The 11,520-nt window shown below is 59.4% G+C and carries 9 protein-coding genes; 5 read left to right on the forward strand and 4 right to left on the reverse strand.

From position 1 onward, the window contains the following. Window positions 1-171: 171 nt before the first annotated feature. Entirely contained in the window at window positions 172-1,917 is a 1,746-nt protein-coding gene (gene poxB / locus F4U95_RS22670) for a ubiquinone-dependent pyruvate dehydrogenase (RefSeq protein ID WP_150426875.1), read from the reverse strand. Window positions 1,918-2,202: 285 nt separating this feature from the next. On the opposite strand from poxB, the gene F4U95_RS22675 reads away from it, so the two are divergent. The 5 genes from F4U95_RS22675 (at window position 2,203) to F4U95_RS22695 (ending at window position 9,360) form a co-directional block, all read left to right on the forward strand. Further along, complete coding sequence (locus F4U95_RS22675; RefSeq protein WP_150426876.1) at window positions 2,203-2,712, forward strand: 2Fe-2S iron-sulfur cluster-binding protein; 510 nt, start codon at window positions 2,203-2,205, stop codon at window positions 2,710-2,712. Next, a complete protein-coding gene (locus F4U95_RS22680; protein WP_150426877.1) occupies window positions 2,709-3,695 on the forward strand; it encodes an FAD binding domain-containing protein in 987 nt (328 codons plus the stop codon). The genes F4U95_RS22675 and F4U95_RS22680 overlap by 4 nt, the downstream gene beginning before the upstream one ends. Then, window positions 3,692-6,025 (forward strand): xanthine dehydrogenase family protein molybdopterin-binding subunit, encoded by a 2,334-nt coding sequence (locus tag F4U95_RS22685; protein ID WP_120252888.1) that lies wholly within the window; start codon window positions 3,692-3,694, stop codon window positions 6,023-6,025. Before F4U95_RS22680 ends, F4U95_RS22685 begins: the two co-directional genes overlap by 4 nt. Window positions 6,026-6,607: 582 nt before the next feature. Continuing rightward, window positions 6,608-8,095, forward strand: coding sequence for an alpha-amylase (gene amyA / locus F4U95_RS22690; protein WP_150412236.1), 1,488 nt, complete (start codon window positions 6,608-6,610; stop codon window positions 8,093-8,095). 68 nt (window positions 8,096-8,163) lie between these two features. Further along, complete coding sequence (locus F4U95_RS22695; RefSeq protein WP_150426878.1) at window positions 8,164-9,360, forward strand: DUF2252 family protein; 1,197 nt, start codon at window positions 8,164-8,166, stop codon at window positions 9,358-9,360. 408 nt (window positions 9,361-9,768) lie between these two features. Here F4U95_RS22695 and F4U95_RS22700 read toward each other — a convergent pair whose 3' ends face one another. The 3 genes from F4U95_RS22700 to F4U95_RS22710 all read right to left on the reverse strand — a co-directional run. Next, window positions 9,769-10,686: a hypothetical protein gene (locus F4U95_RS22700; protein WP_120253521.1), complete on the reverse strand. Its 918-nt coding sequence runs from the start codon at window positions 10,684-10,686 to the stop codon at window positions 9,769-9,771. Between the two features lie 242 nt (window positions 10,687-10,928). Continuing rightward, entirely contained in the window at window positions 10,929-11,240 is a 312-nt protein-coding gene (locus tag F4U95_RS22705; RefSeq protein WP_120252886.1) for a PadR family transcriptional regulator, read from the reverse strand. 167 nt (window positions 11,241-11,407) lie between these two features. Next, window positions 11,408-11,520 (reverse strand): integrase catalytic subunit (locus F4U95_RS22710; RefSeq protein ID WP_150426544.1); only part of this gene is annotated, 113 nt, incomplete at its 5' end.

Below are 11,520 nucleotides of genomic sequence, written 5' to 3' on the forward strand. Positions count from 1 at the left end.
GAATCCTTAACCTGCGTTTATAACGGTGGATGCGCGGTGACAGGCTTCATCGTGCGCGTTCGAATGGACCTAGTTTGCATGGAAAATAACGGGCGACCAACCTGGATAGGCATCCGTCCCGCCCCGGATTTGTTGGTTGTCTAAGGCATTTATTAAATTGGGCACTCAAACTTAGAATAGCTTTCGCAGAAATCCGGCATTGGTCTTGCCAAGCTCGATGATCTCGTCACCGCGCCCGCTCATGATCGCTTTGGCCATATAGAGCGTAAAGCCCTTCATCTGCTCAAGTGTGACCTTGGGTGGTAGGGACAGCTCCGTTCGTGCCGTCACGGCATCCAGCAAGGCAGGTCCAGGGTGCGACAGGACGTCGTGCATAGCGCTTTCCAGCTCCCCTGGATCCGAGACACGCACACCGTGAATGCCGATACTGCGCGCCATGGCGGCAAAGTCCGGATTGTCGAGCGCGACCCCCGTCTCGATAAGGCCTGCCGCTTTCATTTCCATTTCGACAAAACCCAGGGTGCCGTTGTTGAAAAGGATGATCTTCACCGGCAGGTTGAGCTGCCGCAAGGTCAACAGTTCGCCCATCAGCATTGCAAGGCCGCCATCACCAGACAATGTGACAATCTGCCGATCCGGATAAGAGACCTGCGCCCCGATTGCCTGAGGCAGCGCGTTTGCCATCGAGCCATGATTAAAAGATCCAAGGAGCCTGCGACGGCCATTCATCTTAAGGTAGCGCGCTGCCCAGACCGTCGGCGTGCCGACGTCGCAAGCAAAGACTGCATCGTCGCTCGCTTGCTCGCTCAGCACCCGGGCCACATGCTGGGGATGAAGGATACCACCTGGCTTCCCCTCGGCGAGATCGTCAAGCTCCTTTCGTGCCTTGGCATAATCGTCTCTGGCCGATGCGAGGAAGCCATTATCGCGGTTGGCCTGCACCAAGGGAAGTATCGCCTCGATCGTCGCACCGACATTACCGAGCACGCCAAGATCGATAGGAGTCCTGCGCCCCAAATTTTCCGGCCGCACGTCGATCTGCACGACCTTGGCCTTGGTCGGATAAAATTGACGATAAGGAAAATCTGTGCCGAGCATCAGGAGGAGATCGCATGCCATCATCGCCTCGTAGCCCGATGAAAAGCCGATCAAGCCGGTCATCCCCACATCATAGGGATTGGCATATTCGACCCATTCTTTTCCGCCAAGCGCATGGACGATGGGCGCTTGGAGTGCACCGGCGATTTGCAATAATTGTGTATGGGCATCCCTGCACCCCCGCCCGGCAAGGATCGTGATGCGGCCAGCCTCATTGAGCATGGTCGCGAGTTTTTCAAGCTCGTCAGAATGAGCGCTCAGGGTGGACTTAGCTGGTAGCAGCGCATCGGCAGATCGAGCGATCTGACCTTTGGCCGCCTGTAGCGCAACGTCACCCGGGATCGATACGACCGCAACACCTCGATGCCCTACCGCCGCCCGTATCGCCGTCTCAAGCGTTCGCGGCATCTGGTCAGCATCCGAGATCGTCTCGCAATAGACGCTGCAATCCTTGAACAGGGCTTCAGGCTTAGTCTCCTGAAAATAATTAGAGCCGATCTCGGCGCTTGGAATCTGGGCGGCAATGGCAAGAACGGGAACGCGGGTCCGATGGCAATCATAAAGCCCATTGATCAGATGCATGTTACCCGGACCGCAGGACCCGGCGCAAACCGCCAGTTCGCCAGTAAGCTGCGCCTCGGCACCGGCGGCAAATGCGCCTGCCTCCTCGTTCCGGACATGGACCCAGTCAATTGTGCCCTGACGCCGCAGGCTCTCGGTGATCCCATTCAGGCTATCGCCCACCACGCCATAAATCCGCTTCACGCCAGCCAGATGAAGGGTCTGGGTGAAAAGGTCGGAAACAGTCATTTTAGACATCGGCGAACTCCGGGCAATCGGGTGGCATCAGGATTTTTGGCCTCTCTCCTGGCGCAGATGCCCGCATGGACTTTTACCCGGCTCGCACTCGCTCCGTTCTCTTAACAAATGAGTGGCGCGAACGTTGCGAGGCTTGATTGACTACAGTGGCGGCGTCCTGTCGGACCGCGCTGCGGGCTGAGGTAATTCCCCCCATGGCAGGCGCGTCCATCTGATTTCGCTACGGTGTGGCACCAAAGCTCCAAGCGACCGTTTGTGCAAGATTGCCGGAAGAAGGAAGCGCAGATGCCTCTCATCATCAACGGTTCTCCTGCCCCCGTTCCCCATGATCCGCGCGTGTCGCTGCTGGATCTGTTGCGAGAGTCGCTGCATCTTCCTGGCACGAAAAAAGGTTGTGATCAGGGCGCGTGTGGGGCTTGTACCGTGCTTGTTGATGGCGAGCGAATATTGTCCTGTCTTGCCTTGGCTGTGCAATATGAAGGCCGGGAAATTACCACGGTTGAAGGACTGGCAGGCGAAAATGGCCTTCACCCGATGCAGGAGGCCTTCATTGTCCATGATGGTTTTCAGTGCGGCTATTGCACGCCGGGTCAAATTTGCTCGGCCACCGGCATGGCAGCCGAAGTCAGGCGCGGCGTGCCAAGCCATGTCAGCGCGGACCTCACCGCAGATGTGGCTTTGACCCGCGAGGAATTGCAGGAGCGCATGAGCGGCAATCTCTGCCGTTGCGGGGCTCATAACGGGATCATCGATGCCATCCGCGACGTGCTCGAAACCCGGGAGACAGCGGTATGAACCCGTTCAGCTACGTGCGAGCTGTCGACAGTGCAGACGCGCTGCGCCAACGGGCAGGCCATGCGGCCGCCTATCTGGGCGGGGGCACCAATCTGGTCGATCTCATGCGCGAAACGGTGGCACGGCCGGAGAAGCTGGTAGACGTCACCGGCCTATCGAGCGCTATCACGCAGAGTGATGACGGGGGCCTGCTGATCGGTGCCGCCGCGCGCAATACTGCGCTTGCCGAGCATCGCGTAGTGCGAACCCGCTACCCGATGCTTGCGCACGCCATTCTTGCTGGTGCCTCTGGCCAGATCCGAAACATGGCAACAGTCGGTGGTAATCTCCTGCAACGCACCCGATGCGCATATTTCTACGATACGGACGGGTCGCACTGTAACAAGCGGCGGCCGGCATCGGGATGCGACGCCTTGGAGGGTTTCAACCGCAACCACGCGATCCTTGGCGCATCACCGGCCTGCGTCGCCACGCACCCCTCCGACATGTGCGTTGCTCTGGCTGCGCTGGATGCGACGGTGCATGTGGAAGGGAAAGGCGGCGCGCGGACCCTGCCCTTCATCGACCTGCATCGCCTGCCGGGCGATCATCCGGATATCGACACCACGCTGGAACAGGGCGAACTCATCACCGCCATCGCCTTGCCGCCGCTGACTTTCGCAAGCCGATCAAACTATCGCAAGGTTCGCGATCGATCGAGCTATGCCTTCGCCCTCATATCCGTCGCCGCCGCGCTGAAGATCGAGGGTGGCCACATAAGCGATGCGCGCATTGCCCTGGGCGGCGTGGCGCACAAACCATGGCGCGCTTTCAAGGCGGAAGCCGCGCTGCAAGGCCATGAGGCGACTGAGCCGGTGTTCCGCGCGGCCGCTATGGCAGAACTCGCCGACGCCCAGTCGCTCAGCCGGAATGGCTTCAAGATCGAACTGGCGACGCGGACCCTGATTGCTACCTTGGCGGATCTGGCGGGAGGCGCATCATGAGCATTATCGATTCAGCCAAATCCGCCGCGCAGACCCTGGTTCAGGGAGCGATGAGCAAGCTGGTCCCGCTCGCGCCCGACAGTTGGATTCCCGGCGGCGTCCCCGATCCCCTGATAGCCCGCAAGCATGGGTTGATCGGCACGCCCGTTTCGCGCCTTGATGGTCCACTCAAAGTCCAGGGACGCGCACGCTTTTCCGCTGAGGTAGATGCGGCCGATATCGCTTATGCCGCCCTCGTCCACGCCGCCGTCCCGCGTGGCCGGATTGCAACGCTCGACACGGCGGCCGCGCGGGCAGCGCCTGGCGTCATCTTAGTGATGACCCATGAAAATGCGCCGCGCATGAATGCGCCGGCCCTGTTCGGCTCATCGCCGACCGCAGTGGGACCGGCCGACCTGCCCGTCATGCAGGATGATCGCATCCACTGGAACGGGCAGCCGATCGCCATCGTGCTGGCAGAAACGCAGGAGCAGGCGGACCATGCACGGTCGCTGGTTGTCGCGACCTATAGCATCGAACCGTCCATCACATCGCTGAAAGCGGCGAAGGATGCCGGACCGAAGCCGGGCCTTTTCATGGGCGAACCGTTGCTGACCCAAATCGGCGACGCGGAAGCATTCTTATCCGCAGCGCCTTATAAGATTGACCATCTCTACCGCACGCCGCGGCACAACCATAACCCGATCGAGCTGCATGGCGCGACGATCTGGTGGGACGGCGACACGCTTGTGATCCATGACGCAACCCAGATGGTGACGGCCCAAGGCCTGACCATCGCAGGCGTGTTCGACCTAAAGCCTGAACAGGTGCATATTCTCTCGCCTTATGTCGGTGGAGGGTTTGGCAGCAAGGGTTTGTGGGTGCATCAGATCATCGGGGCTGCCGCCGCTAAGCTGGCGGGCAGACCGGTGCGCATCGCCTTGTCGCGCGAAGGCGTATATCGCATCGTCGGCGGACGGACCCTGACGGAGCAGCGTGTCGCGATCGGCGCACAGGCCGACGGGTGTTTCACGAGCATCATCCATAGCGGGATAGCCGCGATGACCCCGCACAATAATATGCCCGAGCCTTTCATCTTGGGCACCAAGGTCGGCTATGGCGCGGACAGTTTCAAGTTATCCGTCGAGACGGTCGAGATGGACATGGTGGCCAACACCTTCATGCGCGCGCCGGGCGAGGCGGTAGGGACGTTCGCCCTGGAATGCGCGATTGACGAACTGGCAGCCGAAATCGGCATGGATCCGGTAGACCTGCGCATTCTCAATGAACCGGTAAAAGACCCCATATCAGGCTTGCCCTTTTCCTCACGTCACATCGTTGAGGCATGGCGGCGAGGCGCTGAGCGGTTCGGCTGGTCAGAGCGCATCACCACGCCAGGCACGCGACGCGAGGGCGAATGGCTGATTGGCATGGGCTGCGCTACCGGCACCTATCCCTATTACCGGATGCCCGGTGCCGCCGCGCGGATCACCTTGACGAGGAACGGCACGGCGACCGTCGAAATCGCCGCGCATGAAATGGGGATGGGCACATCCACCACGACAGCCATTGTAGCTGCCGAGCGGCTTGGCCTGCCGATGGACAAGATCGATGTCCGCTACGGGGATTCGACGATACCCGGCGCAATCATGGCCGGCGGCTCGCAGCAGACGGCTGCGATCGGCGGGGCTGTGATCGCCGCCCACAATGCGCTCGTCGCGCAGCTTCTCAAGATGGCAGGCAATGACTCGCCGCTCGCCGGACTGACGTCGGCCGAGGTTGGAAGCGAAGACGGCGCGCTTGTAAAGCTGGACGATCCGACCCGGCGGGAAAGCTATGCCTCTATCCTGAACCGAGCGCAGATGGACAGCATCGTCGCGTCTGAAGAAGCCTCGCAACCGCTCGAAATGATGCACTGGTCGATGCATTCCCACAGCGCGATCTTTTGCGAGATCGCAGTCAACTCGATCACTGCCGAAACGCGCGTTCGCCGCATATTAGGATCGTTCGACTGCGGCCGCATTCTCAATCCCAAGACGGCACGCAGCCAGTTTCGCGGTGGCATGATCATGGGCCTGGGCATGGCGCTGATGGAGGAAACCCAGTTTGACGAGCGCAACGGCCGGATCATGAATCCAAGCCTCTCAGAATATCATATCCCTGTCCATCTGGATGTGCCCGATATCGACGTGATCTGGACCGACATTGCCGATCCGCACACACCGATGGGCGCGCATGGCATTGGCGAAATTGGCATTACAGGAACAGCGGCAGCGGTAGCGAATGCTGTCTATAATGCGACTGGCAAGCGTGTACGGGATCTTCCCATTACGCTGGATAAGCTGTTGTAACGGATCTGCGCGAATGGCTCCGGGAGACCGTCTCCCGCCGGTAAGGCGCAGTTGCAAAGCTCCAAGGCTGCCAGATCTGCGATAGCGACGTCTGCGGGAAAGCGCCGAATTACCGGTTTCGCGAGCTTGGCCAGAACTCGGGAAAGCCCATCGACCGACTACTATGGCACGTGAAGCCACGCAAACTCATGCCCAGCGCTGTCGGCCAAAACGTGGCAGTATCCACTCGTCGGCAGCACGGTCAAATCCGGCCATTGTGAGCGCAATTGTCGCCCAATACGACACAATCAATAGCTGGCATCATGACATCGGCGAAAACGATAGATGCTGGAAACATCAATAGCCTACATGTAGGGCTCGGTGCGTGTGTTGCATGTCGATGTCGCCTCTTTGCAGCCGTTATACCGCTGAGATCTGGGCCTTAGGAGCGGACAAGTTCCTTTCTAGATTTCACGCGAACAGGTGTCCGTTAACTGATCTAGGATTGAGAACTGAAAAGGTTGGCATCATCTTTTCACCGATCCGGAAACCAATAAGGGCGCCAGCAGTTATCGCGCTGCCCTCGAATTGACTGGAGCATGCATGAGCGGACGGACCCTGCTGCAATTCTTCCACTGGTATACGCCTGACGGCGGTAAACTATGGTCCGAAGTAGCAGAGAAGGCGCACGACCTCGCCGATATGGGCATCACCGACGTCTGGCTGCCCCCCGCCTATAAGGGGGCTTCAGGCACTTCCTCCATCGGTTATGACACTTATGATCTCTTCGATCTCGGCGAGTTTGACCAAAAGGGATCGATCGCAACCAAATATGGCGACCGCACAGACCTCGAAAGGGCAACGCAGTCCCTTTCGGACGTGGGCGTCGGCGTCATCCACGATGTGGTCTTCAACCATAAAATGGGCGCAGACGAAAAGGAGCGCGTGCAGGTGCGGCGCGCCAATCCGGATAACCGCGAAGAGATCGAGGATGAGGCGTTCGACGCATCCGCCTATACCCGTTTCACCTTTCCGGGGCGCGGCGGCCAATATTCGCAGTTTATCTGGGACATGAAATGCTTCAGCGGCGTGGACCATATCGAGGACCCCAACGAGAATGGCGTCTTCCGCCTGGTCAACGAATATGGCAACGGCGAATGGAATGCCGAGGTGGATGAGGAGATGGGCAATTTCGACTATCTCATGGGATCAGATGTCGAGTTCAGAAACAACGCCGTTTATGAGGAGCTGAAATATTGGGGTCGCTGGCTGCCCGACCAGGTCCGCTGCAACGGCTTCCGCCTCGACGCGGCCAAACATATTCCGGCCTGGTTCTTCCGCGACTGGGTACGGCATGTCCGCGAGGCCGTAGACCGCGAGCTTTTCGTCGTAGCGGAATATTGGCATCCTGACATGGACGTGCTGGCCCGGTATCTCGACCATGTCGATCAGCAACTCATGCTGTTCGACGTGGCTCTCCACCATCGCTTCTTCGATGCGTCCAAGGCGGGGGCGGACTTCGACCTGCGGACGATCTTCGACGGCACGCTGGTGGCGGCGATCCCCGACCATGCCGTGACGCTCGTCGGCAATCACGACACCCAGCCCCTACAGGCGATGGAGGCCTCGGTTGAGCCCTGGTTCAAGCCACTCGCCTATGCCCTTATTCTGCTACGCGAAAACGGCGTACCCTGCATCTTCTATCCCGACCTCTATGGCGCGCATTACAGCGACACGGGTGACGATGGTGAAAGTCATGAAGTAGAGATGTCTAGGATAGACTGCCTGCCGAGGCTGATCGAGGCCCGTAAGCGCTTCGCCAACGGACCGCAGACGGATTTGTTCGACGATCCGCACTGCATCGCCTTCATCCGCCACGGTACGTCAGATGCTCCGGGCTGCGTGACGATCCTGTCGAACGGCGCAGAAGTATGGAAGCAGGTAGATCTAGGGCCGGACCATGCCGGGGCCGGCTTTCGCGACTATCTTGGCCATTGCGAGGAAGAGATCTTCGCGGACGATGCCGGGAAGCTCGACCTGCGCGTCAACGGCGGAAGCGTCAGCCTGTGGGTGCGTAGCGAAACAATCTGATTGCAAGTCTTGGGGCAACATATGTGACGCTGCCGGAACGGTCTGGATTGTTGCTCGTTAGTGTCTGGATGAAGCCTTTCGCGCCCGCAGATCGCATTCCTTATCTCCATACCCGCCGCGATCTGAAAATGGCGCGATCGGCACATGCCTTTGTGCGCGGTAACACCGCACGCTTCTACGAATGGCTCGCGGATGCCAGCGTCGCCCGGTTTGTGCCGGAAGGCCCGCCGATATGGATATGCGGCGATTGTCACCTCGGCAATCTCGGCCCGCTGGCCGACAGTGACGGTAATGTAGCGATCCAGATCCGAGACCTCGATCAGGCAGTCATCGGCAATCCCGCCCATGATCTCATTCGTCTAGGCCTGTCGCTTGCCACGGCCGCGCGCGGTTCCGATCTGCCTGGCGTCGTCACCGCGCGCATGATGGAGGAGATGGTCGCAGGCTATGCCCATGCCTTCACAGAACCGAACGAGGATGAGGATCAGGCGCAGGACGAGCCGGAGGCGGTGCACACGGTTCGCCGCCGCGCACTCAACCGCAAATGGCGCCATCTGGCGAAAGAGCGGCTGGAGGCCGTCCAACCTGTTATCCCTCTGGGCAAGCGCTTCTGGCCGCTGGACGGAGCGGAATATTCCGCTCTGCGCGATGTCGTCACGCATCCGCCGGTCAGCAACATGATCCTATCGCTGGATCATCGTAGCAAGGACCGGACACTTGTGATGGCGGACGCTGCCTATTGGATGAAAGGATGCAGTTCGCTGGGCCTTCTGCGCTTTGCTGCCATCGTAGCGTTGAACGGGAAGAAGCGCGCGGACTATGCGCTGGTGGATCTGAAGGAAGCTGTTGCCCCCGTCGCGCCGGTGGCATCTGGCGCACATATGCCGGACGATCCGGCCGAACGCGTGCTTGCTGCGGCGCGTGCCTTGTCCCCGCATCTAGGCGAGCGCATGGCTACCGCGACACTGCTTGGTCATTCGATATTCGTGCGGGAACTGATGCCCCAGGATCTCAAGATCGAGGCGGAGCAGTTTTCGCGAGCCGAGGCACTAAAGGCTGCGCGATATCTAGCTTTCGTCGTAGGCAAGGCGCACGGGCGGCAAATGGACATCTCGACACGGCGCGCATGGCTAGCATCGTTACGCAACGGCCGGTCGAGCGAGTTGGATGCCCCGTCCTGGCTCTGGCAAGCCATAGTTTCTCTCGCCGCGCGGCACGAAGCGGGCTATCTTGACCATTGCCGCATGGTCGCGCTTGCAAACTGACTTTGAGGGGATCGTCAGGTCGATCAATCTAGTCAAACTTGAGCGATCATTCGAACGTTGTTAGAGTTTCCCAAGTTCACATTTCAACTCCCACATCGGGTAATCGCGTCCGAGATGATGGTAGTCGACTTTATTCAACCGGCCTTGGTAGGTAATGTCATCGGCGGGACAGGCCTATTTGCGGTTTTTGCGCATGGCGAGATCCGAAGCGATACCGTTAAGTAACTATGACGAGGAAGTGACATACTGTCAGGCTAAACCCAGATTCTTCCAAGGCGCGACCTTCGGCGTGCTGTCGTTCTGCCTATGTCGACCCTAATCGGACACCCAAAAGCTAATTTCTATTCATCAGATGCGGACGGTCCGCAATTCCAGTAGGCGCCCGATACAGCGAATGCTGCCAAGTGATCAGGCCAACGCAACGAACAGGTGCGCGTTGGACGAGGGTTCATCCATTGTGCCACGCGCGAGCTCAGCAGCCCCTTCACGGACACCGGACAGTTTCGGCAGCGCCCAAAGGCTCAACACATAGCCGATGATGGCACTCCCGCCATAACCCACGATTGGTGTCGGATAGTTGCCCAGAGCAGCTGCAGTGATTGCGGCGAACCAGACGGTGCCAAACGCGCAATAGATCGTGCGGTGGGCGGCATCCCGACTCCAACCCACTATCGCCGGGACCAGAAGCATCGCCAGGCCACCCAGCACTGCGAGGCCGGCAGCGGCGTGAATGCCGAACGACGAGTAGAGAATCTGGTCGACATAGGGAGCGGCTGGCAGCGTATCAGGCCGAACCAGTGTTGCCGCGAAGCTGATAATGCTGGCCGCCAACGCGAGGCAAACATGTCTGTCAGGGCGAATGACTGCTAGTGTGGCAAGGCAGAGCGCGAGCATTCCGGCCATCGCTCGGTCTGGTTGCAGCGCCATTGCGACAGCCGCAGCGATGATGCTGATAGTCGCCAACACGCTACGGATCCGCGAGAAAGTGACAAGCATCACGGGCATTAAGATCAGACTCGGCTGAATGGCCACCCCGCTGAGGTTCACCCAGCGTGCTGCCCCGTCTACTTCGGAGCCGAAAAGAGCTGTTGCTAGCATCGCAATCGCCATTGCGATGCTCACACCGTCTCCCCATCGCTGACTAGCTGCAGCAGTGCGGTCGAGCAGTGCCAGCATCGACAGACCGATAGCGAATGCGCCGACATTAACTCCTAGATAGCGCGCTGGCGCGCCAACGAATGCCATATAGAAAATACCTAGCACGACGGCGGTGATCACGCAGATGATTCCAAGCGCGCGAGGTCGCCTGCCGTCGAGCATGCTCATGATGGTCGGTCCTTCCGAATACTCTCCCGCAAGGGAGAAAAATGGTTTGAGAAGACGTGATGCAACGGCACGAGGTATCAGTCCGCATAAGCTACCAAGCGTAAACATGAGCGCCTCGGTATCATCCGGGATAGCGGCGGCCTCGTAGCGGACCGCCAATCCCCAGGTCTGCATCGAGGCAGGCAGCAAATCTTGCACGGCAGCGCATGCAAGATTGATGACGCTACGGCGTAAGCCATTTCTCATATGACCACCGCCCCGTTGTCCCAAGCTATAGTGGCTGCCTGGCTTGGAGGATTAGCGCGGGCAAGTTGCACACCGCTCGCGGTCAGTCGATAGGCGTGCCGTGGCGGCCGCCCTACTTCAGTGGACTGCTGCCATTGAGCTTCGAGATAGCCCTGCCCCTCTAGGCGGATGAGGAGGGGGTAAAGCGTGCCGGATTTCACTCCGGCACGCCGTGACAGCTCATAACCATGAGACCACTTGGATCCTGCACTTAGCAAGATGGCAAGGAGCATCCGGGCGTGAGGCGAGAGCGCGCGTGTTCGAGGCATGCACCATAAATCTACTTATATAGATTTATCGTCAAGCTTTAGTTTCGATATAGCATCGACCATGCGGACTAGCAGTTAATTCTCGCGTTTTTGGGCCGAGAGAAGCCCTTCTGTCACCGACCCTTCTGAGACATGGTCTGCCCCCACCGAGTGGACCGATTGGTTTGTTAGTGCATTAAGCGCATCGCCGCCATATCCGGACGGAGGTGGAGCGAAGCGGAACCGGAGGCCGGATATGGCGGTGTCGCCGTTTCCGGTGCCGGTGGCCGGTAGCCCAGGC

This window comes from Sphingobium limneticum (assembly GCF_008710165.1).
Taxonomy (GTDB): Bacteria; Pseudomonadota; Alphaproteobacteria; order Sphingomonadales; family Sphingomonadaceae; genus Sphingobium; species Sphingobium limneticum.